Annotated in this window: 22 protein-coding genes; 14 read left to right on the top strand and 8 right to left on the bottom strand. The window is 42.6% G+C overall.

All coding sequences use genetic code 11. The features are described from left to right. Positions 1 to 58 precede the first annotated feature (58 nt). The 4 genes from NSQ72_RS16800 to pgsB are packed head-to-tail and all read right to left on the bottom strand — an operon-like array spanning position 59 to position 3,057. Positions 59 to 229 carry a hypothetical protein gene (locus tag NSQ72_RS16800; RefSeq protein WP_087976066.1) on the bottom strand — a complete coding sequence of 57 codons (171 nt, stop codon included), beginning with the start codon at positions 227 to 229 and terminating at the stop codon, positions 59 to 61. Further along, positions 226 to 1,392, bottom strand: coding sequence for a CapA family protein (locus tag NSQ72_RS16805; RefSeq protein WP_341084719.1), 1,167 nt, complete (start codon positions 1,390 to 1,392; stop codon positions 226 to 228). Before NSQ72_RS16805 ends, NSQ72_RS16800 begins: the two co-directional genes overlap by 4 nt. Before the next feature lie 18 nt (positions 1,393 to 1,410). Further along, positions 1,411 to 1,860, bottom strand: coding sequence for a poly-gamma-glutamate biosynthesis protein PgsC (pgsC, locus tag NSQ72_RS16810; RefSeq protein WP_007497520.1), 450 nt, complete (start codon positions 1,858 to 1,860; stop codon positions 1,411 to 1,413). Between the two features lie 15 nt (positions 1,861 to 1,875). Then, complete coding sequence (pgsB, locus tag NSQ72_RS16815) at positions 1,876 to 3,057, bottom strand: poly-gamma-glutamate synthase PgsB (RefSeq protein WP_039181962.1); 1,182 nt, start codon at positions 3,055 to 3,057, stop codon at positions 1,876 to 1,878. A gap of 746 nt (positions 3,058 to 3,803) precedes the next feature. On the opposite strand from pgsB, the gene NSQ72_RS16820 reads away from it, so the two are divergent. The 9 genes from NSQ72_RS16820 to rbsB all read left to right on the top strand — a co-directional run bounded on the left by NSQ72_RS16820 (position 3,804) and on the right by rbsB (position 13,255). Then, on the top strand, positions 3,804 to 5,285 hold the full coding sequence (locus tag NSQ72_RS16820) for a spore germination protein (protein ID WP_039181964.1): 1,482 nt from the start codon (positions 3,804 to 3,806) through the stop codon (positions 5,283 to 5,285). Further along, a complete protein-coding gene (locus NSQ72_RS16825; RefSeq protein WP_039181967.1) occupies positions 5,275 to 6,372 on the top strand; it encodes a GerAB/ArcD/ProY family transporter in 1,098 nt (365 codons plus the stop codon). Before NSQ72_RS16820 ends, NSQ72_RS16825 begins: the two co-directional genes overlap by 11 nt. Then, positions 6,362 to 7,504 (top strand): Ger(x)C family spore germination protein, encoded by a 1,143-nt coding sequence (locus NSQ72_RS16830; protein WP_341084722.1) that lies wholly within the window; start codon positions 6,362 to 6,364, stop codon positions 7,502 to 7,504. The genes NSQ72_RS16825 and NSQ72_RS16830 overlap by 11 nt, the downstream gene beginning before the upstream one ends. Positions 7,505 to 7,621: 117 nt before the next feature. Further along, entirely contained in the window at positions 7,622 to 8,608 is a 987-nt protein-coding gene (locus NSQ72_RS16835; protein ID WP_039181973.1) for a LacI family DNA-binding transcriptional regulator, read from the top strand. Further along, a complete protein-coding gene (gene rbsK, locus NSQ72_RS16840) occupies positions 8,605 to 9,483 on the top strand; it encodes a ribokinase (protein WP_339208418.1) in 879 nt (292 codons plus the stop codon). Before NSQ72_RS16835 ends, rbsK begins: the two co-directional genes overlap by 4 nt. Beyond that, a complete protein-coding gene (gene rbsD, locus NSQ72_RS16845; protein ID WP_339208420.1) occupies positions 9,480 to 9,872 on the top strand; it encodes a D-ribose pyranase in 393 nt (130 codons plus the stop codon). Before rbsK ends, rbsD begins: the two co-directional genes overlap by 4 nt. Before the next feature lie 15 nt (positions 9,873 to 9,887). Beyond that, positions 9,888 to 11,369, top strand: coding sequence for a sugar ABC transporter ATP-binding protein (locus NSQ72_RS16850; protein ID WP_341084724.1), 1,482 nt, complete (start codon positions 9,888 to 9,890; stop codon positions 11,367 to 11,369). A gap of 1 nt (position 11,370) precedes the next feature. After that, a complete protein-coding gene (rbsC, locus tag NSQ72_RS16855) occupies positions 11,371 to 12,324 on the top strand; it encodes a ribose ABC transporter permease RbsC (protein WP_039181984.1) in 954 nt (317 codons plus the stop codon). Positions 12,325 to 12,337: 13 nt separating this feature from the next. Next, entirely contained in the window at positions 12,338 to 13,255 is a 918-nt protein-coding gene (gene rbsB, locus NSQ72_RS16860) for a ribose ABC transporter substrate-binding protein RbsB (protein ID WP_041087924.1), read from the top strand. Between the two features lie 35 nt (positions 13,256 to 13,290). Here the strand turns inward: rbsB and NSQ72_RS16865 are convergent, their stop codons facing one another. Continuing rightward, positions 13,291 to 13,893, bottom strand: coding sequence for a flavin reductase family protein (locus tag NSQ72_RS16865; RefSeq protein ID WP_047202606.1), 603 nt, complete (start codon positions 13,891 to 13,893; stop codon positions 13,291 to 13,293). 65 nt (positions 13,894 to 13,958) lie between these two features. Next, positions 13,959 to 14,855, bottom strand: coding sequence for an acetoin biosynthesis transcriptional regulator AlsR (alsR, locus tag NSQ72_RS16870; RefSeq protein ID WP_064497939.1), 897 nt, complete (start codon positions 14,853 to 14,855; stop codon positions 13,959 to 13,961). A gap of 150 nt (positions 14,856 to 15,005) precedes the next feature. Between alsR and alsS the strand changes: the two genes are divergently transcribed. The 5 genes from alsS (at position 15,006) to NSQ72_RS16895 (ending at position 19,272) form a co-directional block, all read left to right on the top strand. Then, positions 15,006 to 16,706 (top strand): acetolactate synthase AlsS, encoded by a 1,701-nt coding sequence (gene alsS, locus NSQ72_RS16875; protein WP_341084725.1) that lies wholly within the window; start codon positions 15,006 to 15,008, stop codon positions 16,704 to 16,706. A gap of 35 nt (positions 16,707 to 16,741) precedes the next feature. Next, complete coding sequence (gene budA, locus NSQ72_RS16880) at positions 16,742 to 17,512, top strand: acetolactate decarboxylase (RefSeq protein ID WP_058838581.1); 771 nt, start codon at positions 16,742 to 16,744, stop codon at positions 17,510 to 17,512. A 149-nt stretch (positions 17,513 to 17,661) separates the two neighbouring features. Further along, positions 17,662 to 18,138 (top strand): Lrp/AsnC family transcriptional regulator, encoded by a 477-nt coding sequence (locus tag NSQ72_RS16885; protein ID WP_039183339.1) that lies wholly within the window; start codon positions 17,662 to 17,664, stop codon positions 18,136 to 18,138. 16 nt (positions 18,139 to 18,154) lie between these two features. Further along, positions 18,155 to 18,736, top strand: a complete 582-nt coding sequence (locus NSQ72_RS16890; RefSeq protein ID WP_039182001.1) for a chromate transporter — start codon at positions 18,155 to 18,157, stop codon at positions 18,734 to 18,736. Continuing rightward, positions 18,733 to 19,272 carry a chromate transporter gene (locus NSQ72_RS16895; protein WP_249115323.1) on the top strand — a complete coding sequence of 180 codons (540 nt, stop codon included), beginning with the start codon at positions 18,733 to 18,735 and terminating at the stop codon, positions 19,270 to 19,272. Before NSQ72_RS16890 ends, NSQ72_RS16895 begins: the two co-directional genes overlap by 4 nt. 33 nt (positions 19,273 to 19,305) lie before the next feature. On the opposite strand, the gene NSQ72_RS16900 is transcribed toward NSQ72_RS16895, so the two are convergent. Continuing rightward, positions 19,306 to 20,625, bottom strand: a complete 1,320-nt coding sequence (locus NSQ72_RS16900; protein ID WP_341084726.1) for a UDP-glucose dehydrogenase family protein — start codon at positions 20,623 to 20,625, stop codon at positions 19,306 to 19,308. Between the two features lie 116 nt (positions 20,626 to 20,741). After that, positions 20,742 to 20,885 carry a hypothetical protein gene (locus tag NSQ72_RS16905; protein ID WP_003214884.1) on the bottom strand — a complete coding sequence of 48 codons (144 nt, stop codon included), beginning with the start codon at positions 20,883 to 20,885 and terminating at the stop codon, positions 20,742 to 20,744. Positions 20,886 to 20,957: the final 72 nt, after the last annotated feature.

Consider the following 20,957-nt stretch of genomic DNA (forward strand, 5'->3'; position numbering starts at 1 on the left):
ACACCCTTTTTCGACAAAAAAAGAACACGCGATGTGCGTGCCCTTTCTCCTATTTAGGTTATTTACCTGCTTCCGCTTTTGACTGCTTTTGCTGTTCAATTTTCTGCATTTCAACCGAAATCTTTTGTTTTTCGTGATCTGTCAGACTGTCACTAAATTTAAAAGCAGACATAAAGACAAAGACTAAAATTAACGCAACAAACGGCCAGCTTGCTTTTAGGAATTTCATTTCTTCTCTTTCCCTCCGTTTTCTTTTAAGTTTTTAACTTTATCAGCGTGATCTACTTCAAAGAAAATGTGTCCGTCTTTTTCTTTCCAATCCGCATTCGTTCCATTGGTCAGCATACGGATAATGGCTTTTGATTCAAGAGATCCTGCTTTTACTGGAGCAGGTGTTGCTTCTTTGATGTACATTGGGACAACTTCAAATGTCGCTTTTCCATCTTCATTCAGATGATACTGAACAAGTGCAGAATCACGTGTTCTTGACCAGCCTTGGTCAAAAATAAAGTTGCCTAGGCTATAGAAAATCGCCGTTCCGTTATAGACTTCCATTGGTTCAAGGACGTGTGGGTGAGCACCGATAATGATATCAGCACCGGCCTTAGACATCGCTCTTGCCAATTCTCTTTGCCTGTCGTTTACTTCATTGTTGTACTCCTGTCCCCAGTGAGCATGAACAACGACAATATCTGCCTTTTCAGCAGCCTGCGAAATCATCGGAATAAAGATAGATGGATCGGCTGGCAGAATACCCGCCTGGCGATTCGTTGCTTTGAAATCTTTCCCATACACATCTGTAAAACCAAGCGTTGCAATTTTGACACCATTTACTTCTTTGTATGAAATGTTCTGCTTCGCATCTTGGAGGTTACGACCTGCACCTGTATAATCCATGTCAGTTTGTTCAAAGGCATCGATTGTATTATTCAGCCCTTTTTCACCATAGTCTGCCGCATGGTTATTCGCAAAGTTTAAGACAGAGAAATTTAAATCCTTCAATGCTTGGACAGAATCTTCATCTGTTTTTAAATGAATATTCTTTTGGGCTGCCTGTTCTTTATCTGATGCGACTGGATGCTCAAAGTTGCCTGTCACATAATCTGACACATCAAAATATGGCTTGGCATAGCGAAAGAGATGCTCTTTACCATAACGTTCTGTTACTTTCTCTACGTTTCTTCCAAACATAATGTCACCGACAAACGAAGCGGTCAGGATGTTTTCTGGATTCTTTTGTACAGTTGGCACTTGTGCTTTTCCGATAAACGTAAATAGAAATGTACAAGCTATGACGATCGGTAAAGCAATGAGTACGTGTTTATTCGTCTTTTTCTTTTGGTTCTTTGTGATTTTCAGCAGCTTTTCCTGAAAGCTCAATTTTTTATTCATCATTGGACACACCTTATCTTAAAATAGATAGTAAACATACATGATGGCAAATGTTGCACCACTTAGAAGTAACGTGCTTCCAAGGGTAATTGTAAGACCTTGCTTTTGAATCGTATTCGCAATCAATCCAGGAACGATGATTCCAATTCCGCGGAATTCTGCTATTTCAAATGGGACGACTGGATAGAAGAAATCAAATATCAGTTTTAAGGCAATCCCTGTAATGAGCATCGCAGCAAACTTTCTGCGTCCGTATAAAATCATGAATTTTGATAAGCCAAAACGAACGATCACATACGTAAGCAAGCTGACAGATAAGACGACTAAAATGAAGACTGGCTGATTAAATACGAGCGCCAGATAACCTGGGACAACAAGTCCAGCTGGTACGATTCCTGTTTTTTCTGCAAAGATTAAACTGAGTAGAACTCCTAAAATTAACGAGATATAAAGATCTGATCCGAACATTTTCTATATTTCCTCCTAGCTGACAAGCTGCTTAATTTTGTATTCTTGAATTTTTTCGATTAAAGGTTCAGCGGCACCATGGATATTGCCGACTCCATAAACCACTCGATTATGAAGCTTTTTCTCAAGCATATTCATAATTTGTTCTGTAGATTGATATTCAAGGTTGTGTAAGTGGTCAGCCGGAATTTTCCCTTCCTCATATGCCTTCACAATTGGATCTGTTGTTTCACCAATTAAAACAAGGTCACTTGCTTCAATATAAGGAAGTACATCCTCCGCAAACTGGATCGTTCTATCTACTCGATCCGCACGGCAGTTCATAATAATAATCGGTTCATCTGTTGGATATCCAATTTCTTTCACACGCTTCCAAATGTTCAATGTAGAGGATGCGTCATTTGCCGCAAATCCATTTACAAAGTGTCCAGGTGTTTTCGCGTCCATTAATGGAAGAATTCTCATCGCTCCTGGATCAGGTGGCGCATTTAACATTCCTCTGAATGCCGTATCTTCATCAATCCCTAATGCTTGGGCAACACCAAGTGCCAGTGAAGCATTATCTGGGAAAACCATGTACTCAAATTTCCTCAAAAACTCATCGGAAATCTTGGAATTATCTGCAACAATGACTTCTGTGTTGCGTTTTTTCGCAATCTCTTTAAAGAAATCCGTATATTCACTATCCGTAATAACCAAGTGTCCATTGTAAGGAATTGTCGCTGTAAAGGCTTCTGCTATTTCATCAAGTGTTGGCCCCATGACGTCCATATGATCTTCAAGAACGTTTACGATTACGCCAATGTTTGCTTGAAGCAGCTCTTCCTGAAAGATAATTTGGTAATCTGGATTTACCGCCATACATTCACTGACGATGGCATTTGCTCCTCTTTCAACTGTTTCTCTCATAACTTCCTTCTGCTCTCCGATATTCGGTCCTTGCGGTTTCCTTTTAATCGGTTTCTCCTCTGGCGTATCCCAATAAATCATTCTTGCATCCGTTCCCGTTGTTTTACCGACAGTTTTATAACCTGCCTCCATTAAGATACCGGTTGTCAATCTTGTGACGGTAGACTTTCCGCGAATACCATTAATATTGACGCGCACCGGCAGGGCATCGATATTTTTCTGATGACGCTTCTTTTCAATAAAGCCAATCCCTAACATGATGACACAGGCTATAACGATTAACCACATCGCTATCTACATCTCCTTTTTTTATGAGTGTGATATGTAAATTCAATCAACAGTATATCTGTTCAGCATAAAATCACAATCGGTATTATGTAACATAATCTTTCACTTCCTCGTATGCCAAATTCCTCTAATCAAAAGGCTTTTTTGCCTACCTATCCTTTAAATGAAAAGGCCAAAAGACGGACAAAAATCAGTCTGAATTTCTGCTGAATTCATGAGAAAGCGTTAACATCAATGATCCGAAAATCTTTTGTCCTTTTCTCCCTAAATTTTTCGACAATTATTAAGATGTATTTTGAATCAATGTTTTAAAGTCTGTTATTCTCTATAACATCAGTCATATCAGCGCTTTAAATGAATAGTGCGTGTTTTGGAATGTTTTATATTTTTGAATGAACAGGTTAGAAAGTCATTCTCCTTGGTCAGATTGCTGTGTGTTGACCTATGACAAAGGTCACCTCTAAAAAAATCAAGTCATCTGCTTATTTTTAGGTCACAAAAAATTGGGATAAGATGTAAAACTTTGATCATTTCGGTGTACCTTCTCTTTACGAGATTCGCACCTTATGACCTAAACAATGAAACATTATTCATTTGTTTTTATCAAGATTCATCATTTCTTAACATTTTTAATATGAATTTAGTTGAAAGTTGTCAGCTCATGTCATGCTTTCCCCAAAGGTGACGAATAAAATTCGCTTCTCCGCTTACACTATGGTTAAAAAATCTGTGAGAGGAGGCTCAAGATGCCAAACTCCAATGAGCAAACACGCCTGCATTTTTTATCAGGAAGCTTTGAGGAAAAAATCCGGATCCTGAAAAAAACATTTCAGCAAAGCGGCGATTTTGAATACCGAGAATTAATGGTGAATGAAACGAAATCTGCGCTGTTTTTTATAAAAACAAGAATAGATGAAGGAAAACTAAATGATTTCATCATCGGCAACTTGTTAGGCCCTCCTGGAAAGCAGGATTATACAAAATCTCTTAGCACACTTGAAACAGGCGACTTGACGCTGATCACAGACAGTATTATTGCAGGAAGTATTGCCTTTCTTGATGAAAACTCCTCACAAATTAAGCTATTTGCTGTTGGACAGCCTCCGCTGCGCTCTATTTCTGAACCTTCTTCGGAAAGTATTATCGCAGGCGCACATGATGGATTTGTTGAAAGTCTTGATACCAATATCTACTTACTGCGTTCCCATTTAAATGATCGGAAGCTCGCCATTCAATATCATAAGATCGGTACAAAATCGGAAACAAAGCTTGCAACGGTTTATATATCTGATATTGCCAATCAAGAAAAGGTCGAAGAGGTCAACAGACGGATTTCTTCTATTAAAGTAGACACACTGTTAAGTCCTGGCTCTATCGTTGAGGCAATTGAGGAGGATTCATTTTCTATTTTCCCGCAGCTGATTGATACAGAACGTCCGGACAAGGTGAGATCTGCGATCCTTGAAGGCAGAATAGTCGTACTCATGGATGGTAGTCCAATGGCCATCATTCTGCCTATCACGTTCTTTAGCTTCTTTCAGTCACCAGATGATTATAACAGCCGCTGGATTCCTGCTACGTTTATTCGAATTTTGCGTTATCTTGCCTGCATCATCGCAGTTATATTGCCATCTTTTTACATTGCTGTTATTGCGTTTCATTATGAGGTTGTCCCAGATGAACTAGCCATTACCATGAAGAACTCTATTATCGGAATTCCCTTTCCTCCATTAATAGAGGCTATTTTGATGGAGATCACGATTGAACTCATACGTGAGGCTGGAGTGCGTCTGCCTAAACCAATCGGGCAGACCATTGGAATCGTAGGTGGTTTGGTTATTGGGGATGCGGTTGTACAGGCAGGACTTATTTCGAATGTCCAAGTGATTGTAGTCGCTGTAACAGCTGTCGCTTCATTTGTACTTCCGTCGTTTGAAATGACGTCCACCATCAGGATGCTTCGTTTCCCGCTCATGTTTATGGCATCAATGTTTGGATTTATTGGCATTTCATTTGGGCTCGCCATTATGCTCATGAATTTATGCCGCTTAGAATCACTAGGGGTACCATATTTATCACCTGTTGCTCCATTTAACTGGCAGGACTTAAAAGATACTGTGGTTCGACTCCCAATGTGGATGTACAAAAATCGACCTGTTTATTTAAATCCGCAAAAGAGCAAACAAATTGAACAACTGAGAGGATGGAAAAAGAAAGATGAAAAATAAAATATCTCCACCTCAAGCTGTTTTTTTTATTATCCAATCTCAAATTGGTGTTGGAATTTTAGCTCTCCCCCATTTGCTGATGAAAGACATAGGACACGATGGCTGGATGGCGATTATTTTAGCGTGTTTTTTTATACAGATCATCAATACGATTTTTCTTTATATCATCTACAAGTATCCTGAAACGTCATTTTTCCAAGTGCTGATTGAGGTTTTTGGAAAATGGATTGGACGCATCTTGGTCACGCTCTATACGGTATACTTTGCCTCGGTTTGTATCGTTGTGCTTTCAATATTCACAAGGATTCTTGGCATATGGGTGCTCCCGCTTACACCAAACTGGGTCATTAACCTATTACTCATGATATGCATTATCTATATCGCAAAGGAGCAAATTACAGCCATTGTCAGATTCAACTTTATCTTAACGCCCTTTTTGCTCATGCTCTCTCTATTGATGTTCTATGCATTGAAAGGAACCAATATTGATTATCTCATGCCTTTTTTCCAAACGGATGTTTCTCAACTCCAAATTGGATTGAAGGATGTGGTGTTGTCAATGAATGGATTTGAGATGATTCTGGTCATCTCCCCACTAATGAAGGGCTCCATTAAGGAACGATATAAAGTGATGACCATTTCAAATATATGTACGACACTTTACTACCTATTTATTACATTAATTTGTTTTATGTTTTTCAGCCCGGCTGAGCTTAATGTCATCCCGAATCCTGTTTTGTACCTTTTAAAAACCATTACGTTCGGTGTCATTGAGCGGACGGATTTAATTTTTCTAAGCTTTTGGGTCTTTGTCATTCTAGCTACACTGAGTAATTATCTGTACTTTTGTGCAAATGGTGTATCCAGTATGCTTAAGAAAAAAAATCACAAAAAATATGTCTACTATTTTGCCATTTTGATTTATGCTGTCAGCTGTTATCTTTCAACTGATAACTTTAGAATTCAGCGCTTTAATGACTTTACCACTGTTGCACAATATTCATTTATTTACACACTTCCGATCATGATGGCCGTTATTATCTTGATCAAACACCGCAAAAAGAAGGTGAAATCACATGCATCATAAGTACATGTTGACACTGCTTATGTGTGTTTCTCTCATTTTCATGCCAGGCTGCTGGGATCAAAACCTATTAAAAGACATCTCTCTTGTTTTAACTTCAGCTGTTGATCAAGGAGAGGATGACAATGCGAGATATTCGATTACCTATCGAAAGGTGCAGCAGTCTCAAAGTATGCAGCAAGGGAATACCGGCAGTTATTTAACCACTGTTCTCACAACCGATGCACCTACTTTAAGAAAAGCAAGAAGCAACTTTAGCCGGAGTGTAGACCAAAAAATCGATATGTCGAAAATGCGTGTGCTGCTGATCGGTGATGAATTTGCCCAAAACCGGCTGCTCCCTTACTTAGATATGTTTTACCGCGATCCCAAAAGCCCTTTACTCGCAAACTTGGCAGTGGTGCAAGGCGGGAGCTGTGTAGATTTAATCAATCAACTGCTCAAGGAAAAACTTATTGTGAGCGACTATTTAAACAACCTGATCACTTCTGCATCACGCTCCTCACAAGTTTCACCTAAGAACATTCAAAATATCCGGTCCAAAATGCTGCAAACCGGTGAGGATTTCACACTGCCGTTACTCTACTACGATAAGTCAAAAAAGTTAACGAGTGTGAGGGGGGTTGCCTTATTTGATAATGAGAAAAAGAAAGGTGAACTCTATGCCCAGGATGCCATTCTGCTCACCATTATGGATGGAAAAATGGGCAGCTATGCAAACTTCACGAAAAAAGTAAGAAGTGATATGAAATTAAAAGAGAACAATTACATCACCGTTCAAGTAACCGATTCAAATAGAGACATTAAAATCGTCAATCCTGATCACCGAAACTTAACCTTCTCTCTTGAGTTTGAATTCACCACCTCTGTTATTGAATACCCGAAAGACAATTTAGATACAGATAAAAAAATTGAAATGTTAAATAAAAGGCTATCAGCTATTTTCACAAAAGACGCTGAAAAAGTCATTGCCGCCCTGCAAGAAGCGAATTCTGACGTTCTCAGCCTTGGCAGAAAATATCGGGTAAGACACTATGATGAGTATATGAAAATGAACTGGGTCACCGATTATCCGAAGGTGAAAATCATTCCAAAAGTGAAAGTGAACATTACACAAACAGGTATTATTAGTTAAGAAAAGGAAGAAGTCATCTTTCTTTTCTTTTTTTATTTTTTTTAGATTGTCATTTTGATGCTTTCGTGATAATCTATGTGTGTAAACGGTTACACACTCATGAAGGGAGGCTCTCCATTGGCTACCATTAAAGATGTTGCAAAAGCTGCACAAGTGTCTGTTGCCACTGTTTCACGCGTGCTCAATGATACTGGATACGTCCATTCAGATACGAAAACCCGCGTGACACAAGCGATGCAGGAGTTGAACTACTTTCCCAATGAAGTGGCTAGATCCCTTTTCAAAAGAGAATCACGCTTAATCGGCTTAATCTTGCCTGATATCACAAACCCCTTCTTTCCTCAACTAGCTAGAGGTGTTGAGGATGAGATTCATGCGCACGGTTTTCGGTTATTATTCGGGAACAGTGATGAGGATCGAGAGAAGGAAATGGCCTACTTACAAACCTTTAAACAAAATCAAGTGGTCGGTGTCATCGCAGTCACAAATGAACCTGAATCAGATATATACAACGATGATGATTTACCTGTTGTGTTTTTAGATCGAACCGTTCCACATGCACCTTCTGTTTTTGCAGATGCTGCAGCTGGCGGGAAAATGGCCGCAATGGAATTAATTAGACGCGGCAGCCGGCAGATCACACTGCTAAAAGGACCTGCCCACCTACAAACAGCTCGGCAGCGCTTCAAGGGCGCACTCGATGTTCTCACGGATACAGGTGTCGACTTTCATGTGATGTCTAATGCTTCCTTTTCCTTTCAAGAAGCCCGAAAAAGCGCCAAAGCCCTCTTCCAGCTGTACCCTGAAACAGATGGGATCATTGCCAGCAATGACATCGTCGCAACAGCGGTCATCCATGAAGCGCTTCGTATCGGAAAAGCCATTCCAGGAGACGTTCAAATCATTGGATTTGATGATATTCCGCAAAGCGAGCTGCTTTTCCCTTCCTTATCGACCATTAGGCAGCCCGCCTATGAGATGGGGAAAGAAGCGGCACAGCTGTTAATCAAAGCGATTCAGAAACAACCGATAGATCAGCCAGTTATTCAAATGCCCGTCTCTTTTATTGAACGAGAGACCACAAGAAAGGTGGATTCACAATGAGTCATATTGTTGTAGTAGGAAGCTGTTCAATGGATTTAGTCGTCACATCAGATAAACGGCCAAATGCCGGGGAAACGGTTTTAGGCGAATCGTTTAAAACGGTCCCAGGCGGAAAAGGTGCCAATCAAGCAGTCGCAAGTGCCAGACTCGGTGCAGATGTATATATGGTCGGCCGAGTTGGTGATGACGCTTATGGTCAGGAAATTCTCAGTAATTTACAAACACAAGGTGTCCGCATCTCACATATGAAACCGGTTACCGAAATGGAGAGCGGCACAGCTCATATCATTTTAGCAGAAGGTGATAACAGCATTGTCGTGGTCAAAGGGGCAAATAATGAGGTCACTCCTGACTATGTAAATGATGCTCTTTCTACAATTGATGATATCGGGATGGTTCTTATCCAGCAGGAAATACCTGAAGAAACGGTCGAAGCGGTCTGCTCCATTTGCAGTGAAAAAGAAATCCCTGTGATTTTAAACCCTGCACCAGCCCGCAAAGTATCGCAGCAGGTTTTAAATCAGGCTGCTTACATTACACCGAATGAACACGAAGCTGTTCTTATGTTCGATGGTCTGCCAATTGAAGATGCCTTGCGTCAATACCCTAACAAATTACTAGTCACAGAAGGGAAAAATGGGGTTCGATATTTTGATGGATCGAAAGAAGTATTAGTTCCAGGTGTACCTGTAGAAGCAGTCGATACAACAGGAGCTGGCGATACCTTTAACGGAGCCTTGGCTGTCGCCTTAACAGAAGGCAAATCCCTCTATGATGCACTTGCCTTTGCCAATCTTGCAGCATCAATGTCTGTCACAAAGTTTGGCGCACAAGGCGGCATGCCAACAAGAGAAGAATTGGAGAAAAAGAAATGAAAAAAAACGGCATCCTAAACAGCCATATCGCCAAGGTGCTTGCTGACCTTGGCCATACAGATACAATCGTCATCGCAGACTGTGGTCTCCCTATTCCAGAAGGTCCAGCCAAAATCGACCTGGCATTATCAATCGGCACACCGTCCTTTCAGGAGGTCACCTCCCTCCTTCTTCAAGAAATGGCTGTTGAAAACATGACTGTGGCTAGTGAAATCAAAGAGGCCAATGAACGAGATCATTTATTTCTTAAGAAAGCGTTCTCAAAACCATTACATGAAGTAGACCACGAGACGTTCAAAGACATGACCAAACAGGCAAAAGCAGTCATTCGAACGGGTGAAGCCACCCCATACGCAAACTGCATTCTTCATGCCGGTGTCATCTTTTAAAAGGAGGAGCCAGATATGAACATAGAGATGCATAACATCCATAAGGCTTTTGGGAAAAACACCGTTCTCTCCGGGGTCTCCTTTGACCTCGTCACAGGCGAAGTCCACGCACTCATGGGTGAAAATGGTGCAGGAAAATCAACTTTAATGAACCTGCTTACAGGTCTTTATTCTTTAGATCAAGGAACGATACAAATCGACGGAAAAGAAACCGCTTTCAAAAATCCAAAAGAAGCGGAACAGCACGGCATCGCCTTCATCCATCAAGAGCTCAACATATGGCCGGATATGACCGTCTTGGAGAACCTATTCATCGGGAAAGAAATCTATACGAAGCTTGGGCTGCTAGACACAAAGAAAATGAAGGCCCTCGCCCAAACGCAACTGGACCGATTGTCTGTGAATCTCTCGCTTGATCAAGAGGCAGGCAGCTGTTCTGTTGGACAAAAACAAATGATTGAGATTGCAAAGGCATTAATGACCGATGCGAAAGTCATCATCATGGATGAGCCGACAGCAGCTCTAACGGAACGTGAAATCGAAAAGCTCTTCCAGGTCATTGAATCTCTCAAAAAAGAAGGCGTTTCTATCGTCTATATTTCTCACCGTATGGAGGAAATCTTTGCAATCTGTGACCGAATTACGATCATGCGTGATGGGAAAACGGTCGATACGAAAGCCATACCTGAAACGAATTTCCATGAAGTCGTCAAAAAAATGGTCGGTCGTGAATTGACAGATCGATATCCCGAGCGTACGCCTTCTACAGGAGATATTGTCCTTGAGGTGAAAAAAGCAACGAAAAAAGGACAATTTCAAGATATCAGTTTCTCAGTTAAAGCTGGAGAAATCGTCGGTGTTGCAGGCTTAATGGGGGCTGGCCGGACCGAAATGATGCGATCACTCTTTGGCCTTGATCCTCTTGACCAAGGAGAAATCTGGGTTCATGGAAAAAAGGCTGTTATTAAAAAACCAAGTGATGCTGTCAAGCTCGGTATCGGCTTTATCACGGAGGATCGTAAGGATGAAGGGCTCATGCTTGATGCATCCATCCGAGAAAACATCGGTCTGCCAAACTTAAAAAGCTTCTCTCCAAAGGGACTGATTGATAAAAAAAATGAACAGGATTTTGTCGATCTGCTCATCAAACGACTGACGATTAAAACGGCTTCCTCTGACATTTCTGCCCGAAGCCTGTCTGGTGGAAATCAGCAAAAAGTCGTAATCGCCAAATGGATCGGCATACAGCCAAAGGTCTTGATTTTAGATGAACCGACACGAGGTGTCGACGTCGGAGCGAAACGAGAAATCTATCAGTTAATGAACGAACTGACCGATCGGGGCGTTGCCATTTTAATGGTCTCCTCTGAACTCCCAGAGATACTCGGGATGAGCGATCGAGTACTCGTCATCCATGAAGGTACCATCAGCGGAGAATTAGACAAAACAGAAGCAACACAAGAACGAATTATGACACTAGCTACAGGAGGGAAGTAACATGAAACCACTTACTTCAAATGGACGATTTGATAACATCATGCAAAAGCTTGGGCCATTCTTAGGACTCATCATCCTTGTCGCCATTGTTTCTATTTTAAACCCGGCCTTTTTAGAACCTTTAAACATCTTAAACTTACTGAGACAAATCTCCATTAATGCCCTCATTGCCTTTGGGATGACGTTTGTGATTTTAACTGGAGGTATTGATTTATCAGTTGGTGCCATTCTTGCACTATCCAGTGCCCTGACTGCCGGCTTTATCGTTTCTGGCATGGACCCGATTTTAGCCATTATCGTTGGCTGTATCATCGGTGCCGTTCTTGGGATGATTAACGGTCTATTAATCACAAAAGGAAAAATGGCTCCTTTTATCGCAACACTTGCGACGATGACGATTTTCAGAGGTTTGACACTCGTTTATACAGATGGAAACCCAATTACTGGGCTTGGCTCTAACTATGCCTTTCAGTTATTCGGGCGAGGATATTTCTTAGGCATTCCTGTTCCAGCAATCACGATGCTTCTCACCTTTATCGTCCTTTGGGTACTGCTTCATAAAACGCCTTTCGGCAGAAGAACATATGCGATCGGCGGGAATGAAAAAGCTGCGCTCATTTCAGGAATCAAAGTACCGCGCGTGAAAATTATGATCTATTCATTAGCAGGCTTCATGTCTGCCTTAGCAGGTGCGATCTTAACATCTCGTCTGAATTCTGCACAGCCAACAGCTGGCACGTCCTATGAGCTTGACGCCATTGCTGCCGTCGTACTTGGCGGGACAAGCCTGTCCGGCGGAAGAGGACGAATTGTCGGCACACTCATCGGGGTACTCATTATCGGTGTCCTGAACAATGGTATGAACTTACTTGGTGTTTCATCATTCTATCAATCTGTTGTGAAAGGGATTGTCATCTTGATTGCAGTCCTGCTAGACAGAAAGAAATCTGCTTAAGGAGGCAGCTGCTATGAAAAAATATCTTATTCTCATCCTGACTCTCTCATTGTTCATGCTTTCTGCCTGCTCACTTGAACCACCTGAGTGGGCCAAGTCATCAAAAGATGGCAAGAAAAAAGACATCAAGATTGGGCTGTCAATCTCGACATTAAATAACCCATTCTTCGTTTCTTTGAAAAACGGTGTGACAAAAGAAGCGAAAAAGCTAGGCATTGACGTCGTGATTGCAGATGCACAAAATGATTCAGCTAAACAAACAAGTGATGTAGAAGATTTAATTCAGCAAGGTGTCGACGCATTGCTCATCAACCCAGCGGATTCATCTGCCATATCAACCGCTGTCGAATCAGCGAACGCTTCTGATATACCTGTCATCACATTAGACCGCTCAGCCGAAAGTGGAAAGGTAGAAGCACTTGTCGCCTCAGATAACGTCAAAGGCGGAGAAATGGCAGCTAACTTTATCATCGACAAGCTCGGCAAAGGAGCAAAAGTCGCTGAATTAGAAGGCGTACCAGGCGCTTCCGCTACACGTGAGCGTGGAAAAGGATTCCATCAAATAGCAGATAAAGACTTAAAAGTGACAGCGAAACAAGCTGCTGACTTCGACCGGACAAAAGGACTGAATGTCATGGAAAACCTCCTTCAAGGAAACCCTGACATCAAAGCCGTTTTTGCCCACAATGATGAAATGGCACTTGGCGCGCTAGAGGCAATTCAAAGCTCCGGAAAAGACATTCTCGTCGTTGGTTTTGACGGGAACGAAGATGCACTCAGCTCAATCAAAGCAGGAAAACTCTCTGCAACGGTTGCGCAGCAGCCAGAGCTGATCGGTCAACTGGCAGTCGGTGCTGCAAACGACGTATTAAAAGGGAAAAAAGTACAAAAGAACATCGCAGCTCCACTGAAATTAGAACAGAAGAAATAAACAGAACCCCCGAGCATCACTCGGGGGTTTTTTGATTACTGTGGTCTTTTCAGCACAAATGACGTGCCTAAATGGGCATAATCATTACCTGCTAGTCGCGCGACTGGTTTCAGTTCATTAGTAGAAACATAGCCTTTTTCTACATCATAAACACCCTCATCTAAATGTGCACATACAACCCGGCCAATGATATGATCGACCGTGATCTCCCCTTCATCATTTTGAAAGGTGAGATGCTTTTCCAGCTGACATTCAAAACGAATGCGCGCTTCCTTGATCCCCGGCACTGAAATGACATGACTCTCTACTTGATGAAGACCGGTTCGATCCAGCTCACTCTCTTCCTGCGGCAGCGTAGCAGCTGTTTCATTAATATCTTCTATTATGGCTTCATCACTCACATGAATGACAAACTCTTCCCTATCGATAATATGCTGCGCAGTATCTTTCATCTGACCTTCACGTCGACCGATAGAAACGGCAATGAGCGGTGGGTGTCCACTGATGACATTAAAGAAACTAAATGGTGCGGCATTGACGACATTTTCTTTAGATAGACTTGTAATAAACGCTATCGGTCTTGGAACGATAGAACCAGATAATAATTTATATGCCTCTTTTCGTGACAGCTGATCCATTTGCAATGTAATCAATTCAGGTACGCCTCCTTTTAATGTAACGACATCATACCATAACCCGTTCCCTATACCTCTAATTCCAGCTCGGTGCGATGCAGGATATGGTGGACAAGATGAAATAAAGCAGGATTATGATTTTCCCGTCTATAGGAAATCGTCCATTCCGCCAGAAGCTGTTCACCCTCAATGGCCCGATAAACAACATCCAGATTAAATAGACGCCGGGCTGATTTCGGAATCACCGCAATACCGATCCCTGCTGTGACAAGGCCAATGATCATTTGATATTCCGCCGCTTCCTGCACGATATTTGGAGAAAATCCGTACTTTTCACATAGCAGGACAAAGTGCTGATAAAGGGACGGCCACGATTCCTGTGATAAAGAAATAATCGGTTCATGACGGATATCTTCAATCGTGACAGTCTCTTGTTGAGCCAATCGATGATTTTTTGGAATCGCAAAAATACATTCACTTTGCTTCATCAAACGACTGACTAGTTCTTCATGCGGCGCTGTAGGATGTAAGAAACCGATATCAATCTCACCATTTAACAATGCCTCTAGCTGCTGCGAAACAGAAAGCTGCTGCAGCTCGATACTGACAGAGGGATACAGCTCCCTGAATTCACGTACAACGGGCGGCAGAATATCATACGTCGCCGTTCCAACAAAACCTATGATGATTTTCCCCAGCTCTCCTCTTGCTGTGTGACGGGCATGATCAACCGCTTTATCAAGCTGTTGCAACACTCCCCGAATCTCATGTAAAAAGACCTTTCCAGCAGCTGTTAGCTCCACCACCCGTTTCGACCGGTGAAATAAAGGAAAACCCAATTCTTCCTCAAACTGCTTAATTTGCTGACTAAGTGGAGGCTGTGTCATATTCAACCGTGCGGCTGCTCTGCCGAAATGCAGCTCCTCCGCTACTGTGACAAAATACTGCAAATGTCTCAGTTCCATCCTTTCACTCCTCACACACTTATTCGTGAAACATATCAAAACTGCGTTAAACATATATTGGAAATTTTATTTTATGAAATGTATAGTAAATCATATCATGAAAATATATTTTCATAAAAAATTTTACTTGCCGAAAGGAGTGCGGGGTAAATGAAATCTCAAGCACAACCCCTAACAAGACGAGGAGCAGAGTTGATTGTCGATACGCTGATTGCTCAAGGTGTGACCCATGTTTTTGCCATTCCAGGTGCAAAAATTGACGCTGTATTTGATGTATTAAAAGACAGAGGTCCAGAGCTTGTCCTATGCAGACACGAACAAAATGCAGCCTTTATGGCAGCTGCTGTCGGACGTTTAACTGGCAAACCAGGTGTTTGTCTCGTCACATCAGGTCCTGGAGCATCTAATTTAGCAACAGGTCTATTAACAGCCAATACAGAAGGTGATCCTGTTGTCGCAATCGCTGGAAACGTCATTCGTGCAGATCGTCTGAAACGAACACATCAATCACTCGACAATGCGGCATTATTCAAACCAGTCACCAAATATAGTGTTGAAGTACAAGACGTTCATAATATACCAGAAGCATTAACAAATGCTTTTCGCGCGGCACAAAAAGGGCAGGCTGGAGCAGCATTTATCAGCTTTCCACAAGATGTCGTGACAGAACACACCACACAAACAGCAGTGTCTGCTCACCCTTCTCCAGAATTAGGTCCTGCACCGGATGCTCTCATCAGTTCGGCTATCGCCAAAATTCAAAATGCACACTTACCTATTGCGATTGTGGGAATGAAAGCCAGTCGTCCAGCTGCTGCAAATGCCACAAGAGCATTATTAAAAACACTTGGTATCCCATTTGTTGAAACGTATCAAGGAGCCGGCGTTCTCTCAAGAGAGCTCGAGTCTCAATATGTAGGCAGAATCGGCTTATTCCGTAATCAGCCGGGTGACCTTCTCATTGAACAAGCAGATGTCCTTTTGACCATTGGCTTTGATCCAATCGAGTATGATCCGAAGCATTGGAATCTTCAGCCGCAGCAGCGCCAAATCATCCATGTTGATGACATGCAGGCAGATATTGACCATTTTTATGAGCCAGCGCTTGAACTTGTAGGCAATATTTCTGAAACCGTCAAACATCTAGCGCATGACAGTGTTCCTCTTTCTCTATGCAAAGAGAACATAGAATTAGTCACTGAATTACAGGAGCTATTAAGCGACATTGAAAAGGTACCAGAAAGAGAAAGTCATCGATCTCACCCGCTGGATGTCATTCATACATTGAGACGTCTGATTCCTGATGACACAAAGGTCACATGTGATATCGGATCTCACGCGATTTGGATGTCCCGTCACTTCCGCGCCTATGAACCGAACTCATTCTTGGTGAGTAACGGCATGCAAACATTAGGCGTCGCATTACCATGGGCAATTGCGGCTTCTATATTGAATCCAGATGAAAAGATTATTTCGGTTTCGGGTGATGGCGGTTTTCTCTTCTCCGCAATGGAGTTAGAAACAGCTGTCCGCAAAAAGACAAACCTCGTTCACCTTGTTTGGAACGACAGCACATATGACATGGTTGCGTTCCAGCAGGAAATGAAATATGACCGTACATCCTGCGTTGAATTCGGACAGATCGATTTAGTGAAATATGCGGAAAGCTTTGGAGCGACTGGATTACGGGTCAACTCACCTGAGGAGCTTTCAACCGTCCTTCAAAAGGGTATAAACATAGAAGGACCCGTGATCATTGATATTCCGATTGACTATCAAGATAACCCTGACCTCGCCAGTCAAAAATGGCCAGAAGTCTATCGCAAAAAACACACAGCGAACGTCAGATAAGACTTCGATACATTACATTAAAGGAGTGAGCGGATATGGGTATGATGCACCCAATGAATCAACAGAATGACACAAGACAGCATGACAAACAGCAAGAGGTCTATCAAGTATCGACGATGACCTCCTTGCTTGAAGCCGTATATGATGGAGATTTCTCCCTCGCACATATTCCTGAACACGGTGATTTCGGCATCGGTACATTTAATCAATTAGATGGGGAGCTGATCGGCTTTGACGGTGCATTCTACCGGCTGCGCTCGGATGGAACAGCGACACCAGTCACCGATCAAGATTATTCACCATTCTGCTCTCTAGCTTTCTTTGAAACAGATATCGTTCATCGAATTGATGCACCTATGACGTCCAAAGAGCTGGAAGAAGAAATTGACCGCATTTTACCAAGTAAAAATATCTTTTATGCGGTACGCATTGATGGATCATTCAAAAAGGTTCAAACACGTACGGTTGAAAAACAGGAAAAACCTTACGTTCCGATGGTAGAAGCAGTCAAGTCTCAGCCTATTTTCGACTTTGAGGATATTCAAGGTACGATCGCAGGGTTCCGTACACCGCAGTATGCACACGGCATTGCGGTAAGTGGATATCACCTTCATTTTATTGATGAAGATCGAAGTGTTGGCGGACACGTATTTGATTACACCGTTGATCAAGTCACCATCCGCATATCTCAAAAACGTCATATGAATTTACACCTGCCGAATACGCAGGAATTCTTCCAAGCAGACATTGATCGAGCTGACCTTGCACAGCAAATTGCCAGTGCAGAAAGCAACCCGGATCAATAAATGAAGACACCCCGATGAGCTCGGGGTGTTTTTTATGCATAAAGATGTTTTTTCACCCGTAACGTTTTCGTTTCGATAGCAAATGAGAAATCAATCATTCTATACGTAATGAAATATGATAGAATCAACAGAAGAAAGGTGGTTATATGGTGTCAAAAGACTATAGCATTCCGAACTTAACATTAGACGAAAGAGATAAACAAATTTTATCCCTATTACACGAGGACGGGCGCATGTCTTACACAGATCTCGGCAAACAGGTCGGTCTGTCACGTGTTGCCGTACAAGCCCGCATTCAGCAGCTCATTGAAGCAGGAGTCATTGAACGTTTCACCGCTGTGATTAACCCCGCGAAGGTCGGCATTCATGTCTCTGTCTTCTTTAATGTAGAGGTAGAGCCAAAATTTTTAGAAGCGGTTGCCCTTCAGCTTGAACAGGAAACAGCTGTCACGAGTCTTTATCATATGACAGGACCAAGCAAGCTGCATATGCATGGCATTTTTCAGGATGAACAGGAAATGGAGACATTTCTGACAAAAAAACTATACCCGCTAGAAGGCGTTGTCAGTGTGGACTGCCAAATGCTCATTAAACGATACAAAAGCCGTATGGGTATGAAATTGTAGACAGGAGTTGAACCACTTGCAATCATATATCGAACTCATTATCGCTATGGTGCGAACCGGGATTCTCGGTTTTGGCGGAGGCCCTTCCGTGATACCGCTTATTCGCCATGAAGCGGTGGTGAAATATCAATGGATCAACGATGACGAATTCGGAGAAACACTCGCCATCGCCAATGCATTACCAGGCCCGATCGCAACCAAAATGTCAGCATACCTCGGCTATCGATTAAAAGGCGTATCTGGCGCAATTGTCGCAACAGCTGCACATATTTTACCGACATGTCTCGCCATGGTAGCCCTTGTCACACTTGTCAGCGTCTTAAGCTCCTCACAAATCATTCAAAATATGATTGGTGCTGTGACCCCTGTCATTGCCGTTCTGTTAGGCATCATGGCATATGAGTTTGGACAAAAAACGCTGAAAGGCTTCGGCATGATCTTCGGGATCACTCTATTCCTTCTTGCCTTTGTCGGACTGCAAGTGCTCTCCATTCATCCAGGAATCATTGTGATGATCTTTTTATTTTATGGCGCTTTTCATTTTAAGCTGAAAAATCGCTGGCATCGGTCAAATAAAGAGAAAGGAGTGTCTTCATGATACTGATTCTCTTTTTATTCTGGGCTTTCTTTTTATCTAATCTATTAGGATATGGCGGAGGCCCTGCATCCATCCCGCTCAATTATGAAGAAATCGTCAATCATTTTCATTGGATGACGAACGAAGGATTTTCCAATATGCTGGCTTTAGCCAATGCACTGCCGGGGCCAATCGCTACGAAGATTGCAGCATATGTCGGCTATGACGTCATGGGCTGGCCAGGTTTTATCGTGGCACTGCTTGCAACTGTCCTGCCTTCCGCTGCCGGACTCATTTTATTGCTCAAGCTCATTGACCGTTTTCGCCAATCTCCCGTCGTCAAAGGCATGACCTTATCCGTACAGCCTGTCATTGCGATGATGATGCTTTTACTAACATGGGAAATCGGCGGAGATGCAGTGAAAGCCATCGGCTGGACACAATCTCTCGCCATTGCCGCGATCTCCTTTTTCTTGATGACCAAATTCAAGCTGCACCCTGCCTTTCTTATTGTGGCTGCATTTTTATATGGTGGATTCATTCTGCCGCATTCATAAAAACCGATAACATTCACTGTTATCGGTTTTCTTTTACATATAAATTGGAGAAACTGATCTGCGCCCAATCGAATGATACTCGACCCCTGCTTCTTCTGCCGCTTCAAGTGTATGACAGTTTCGTCCATCGAAAATAAGCGGCTGCTTCATCCATTTTTTGTAGGACGCGAGTGGAAACGACTGAATATCCGCCCACTCTGTTAATAGACAGACCGCATCGGCATCCTTGATCGCTTCTTCAACCGTTTGAGCAAATAAGACTTGATCCGGCAGTTCACGAGCTGCACGCCGGGCAGCAACAGGATCATATGCCACAAGCTCCGCACCTAATTGATGGAGCTCATGAGCGATCGGAATAGACGGTGCCTCCCTCATATCGTCTGTATTCGGTTTAAAGGACAGACCAAGAAGCGCAATTCGCTTCCCTTCAAGCGATGCTCCCAGCCGCTCCTGGATATTTCGGATAAAACCTGCCCTTTGCTCATTATTTACTTTGATGACAGCCTTTAATAGCTCAAAATCATGGGACACATGCCCTGCAATTTGGACAAGTGCATTTGTATCCTTTGGAAAACAAGAACCCCCGTAGCCAATGCCCGCTCTGAGAAAGGAAGAACCGATCCGCTGATCAAGCCCCATTCCCTGCGCCACCCATTCAACATCAGCTCCTGTTTTTTCACAAATGGAGGCAATCTCATTCATAAAGCTGATCTTTGTCGCAAGAAATGCATTTGATGCATACTTGATCATTTCAGCACTTTTACGGTCTGTTTTCACCAATGGAAGGTGGAAATCAGCATACATCTCCTCTAACTGGTCTAATACGGCTTTTGTTTCAGCTCCAATCACAAGCCGGTCCGCCCTCAATGTATCTGAAATGCCAGAGCCTTCCCGTAAAAATTCTGGGTTAGATGCAATCGCTAATGGCTCCTTCCGTCCTAATTCTTGATGGATTAACTGATCGATTTGATCACCCGTTCCGACAGGCACCGTACTTTTCACCACAAGAATCGCACCTGATTTTGCTTTTATCCCCATCTCTTTCGCAGCTTGAAACACAAACTGTAAATCAGCTTGGCCATCTGCCTGCTGCGGGGTGCCGACCGCGATCATTAATACATCTGCCTTCGTGTAGGCTTCTGCTCCATTTATGTGAAAATGAATTCGTCCCTGCTCAAGATTGCGTTTCAATAGCTCTTTTAACCCGGGCTCATACATTGGTGGAGTTCCCTGTTTCAGCTGCATGACCTTTCGGCGGTCAATATCAATACACGCCACATCATGACCTGCCTCCGCTAAACACACACCTGTCACAAGCCCCACATACCCACAGCCTGCAATCGCAATATTCATGACACCATCAGCTCCCCATACTCCTTATGCTTGTAATGACATCGTATGCCGGGAGCTTTCATTCCATTCTTAAAAGCATACAAAAACCCCCTGCCATCACTAGCAGGGGGTCACTTTTATGAAACAAGACCATTTCGAATATGAGCAATCAGATTTTCAAGCATTTCTTTTGTTGTGACATCATTTGAATTTTCACCAATATCATGAGCGTACATCAAAATCTTTAAAAACTCTTCTTGATTTAAACCCTTATTATCCATGTCTGTATCCTTTCGATTCCACTAATTTCATTATTATATGCTGTAAGGTTGGTTTATGCAATACTCTATTAC

This window comes from Bacillus sp. FSL R5-0659 (genome assembly GCF_038008785.1).
GTDB classification, from domain to species: Bacteria; Bacillota; Bacilli; order Bacillales; family Bacillaceae; genus Bacillus; species Bacillus safensis.

Bases quoted from the DNA above. Each gene is read 5' to 3' on its own strand.
- NSQ72_RS16800 (WP_087976066.1), bottom strand. From the start codon at position 229: ATGAAATTCCTAAAAGCAAGCTGGCCGTTTGTTGCGTTAATTTTAGTC.
- NSQ72_RS16805 (WP_341084719.1), bottom strand. From the start codon at position 1,392: ATGAATAAAAAATTGAGCTTTCAGGAAAAGCTGCTGAAAATCACAAAG.
- pgsC (WP_007497520.1), bottom strand. From the start codon at position 1,860: ATGTTCGGATCAGATCTTTATATCTCGTTAATTTTAGGAGTTCTACTC.
- pgsB (WP_039181962.1), bottom strand. From the start codon at position 3,057: ATGTGGTTAATCGTTATAGCCTGTGTCATCATGTTAGGGATTGGCTTT.
- NSQ72_RS16820 (WP_039181964.1), top strand. From the start codon at position 3,804: ATGCCAAACTCCAATGAGCAAACACGCCTGCATTTTTTATCAGGAAGC.
- NSQ72_RS16825 (WP_039181967.1), top strand. From the start codon at position 5,275: ATGAAAAATAAAATATCTCCACCTCAAGCTGTTTTTTTTATTATCCAA.
- NSQ72_RS16830 (WP_341084722.1), top strand. From the start codon at position 6,362: ATGCATCATAAGTACATGTTGACACTGCTTATGTGTGTTTCTCTCATT.
- rbsK (WP_339208418.1), top strand. From the start codon at position 8,605: ATGAGTCATATTGTTGTAGTAGGAAGCTGTTCAATGGATTTAGTCGTC.
- rbsD (WP_339208420.1), top strand. From the start codon at position 9,480: ATGAAAAAAAACGGCATCCTAAACAGCCATATCGCCAAGGTGCTTGCT.
- NSQ72_RS16850 (WP_341084724.1), top strand. From the start codon at position 9,888: ATGAACATAGAGATGCATAACATCCATAAGGCTTTTGGGAAAAACACC.
- rbsC (WP_039181984.1), top strand. From the start codon at position 11,371: ATGAAACCACTTACTTCAAATGGACGATTTGATAACATCATGCAAAAG.
- rbsB (WP_041087924.1), top strand. From the start codon at position 12,338: ATGAAAAAATATCTTATTCTCATCCTGACTCTCTCATTGTTCATGCTT.
- NSQ72_RS16865 (WP_047202606.1), bottom strand. From the start codon at position 13,893: ATGGATCAGCTGTCACGAAAAGAGGCATATAAATTATTATCTGGTTCT.
- alsR (WP_064497939.1), bottom strand. From the start codon at position 14,855: ATGGAACTGAGACATTTGCAGTATTTTGTCACAGTAGCGGAGGAGCTG.
- alsS (WP_341084725.1), top strand. From the start codon at position 15,006: ATGAAATCTCAAGCACAACCCCTAACAAGACGAGGAGCAGAGTTGATT.
- budA (WP_058838581.1), top strand. From the start codon at position 16,742: ATGGGTATGATGCACCCAATGAATCAACAGAATGACACAAGACAGCAT.
- NSQ72_RS16895 (WP_249115323.1), top strand. From the start codon at position 18,733: ATGATACTGATTCTCTTTTTATTCTGGGCTTTCTTTTTATCTAATCTA.
- NSQ72_RS16900 (WP_341084726.1), bottom strand. From the start codon at position 20,625: ATGAATATTGCGATTGCAGGCTGTGGGTATGTGGGGCTTGTGACAGGT.
- NSQ72_RS16905 (WP_003214884.1), bottom strand. From the start codon at position 20,885: ATGGATAATAAGGGTTTAAATCAAGAAGAGTTTTTAAAGATTTTGATG.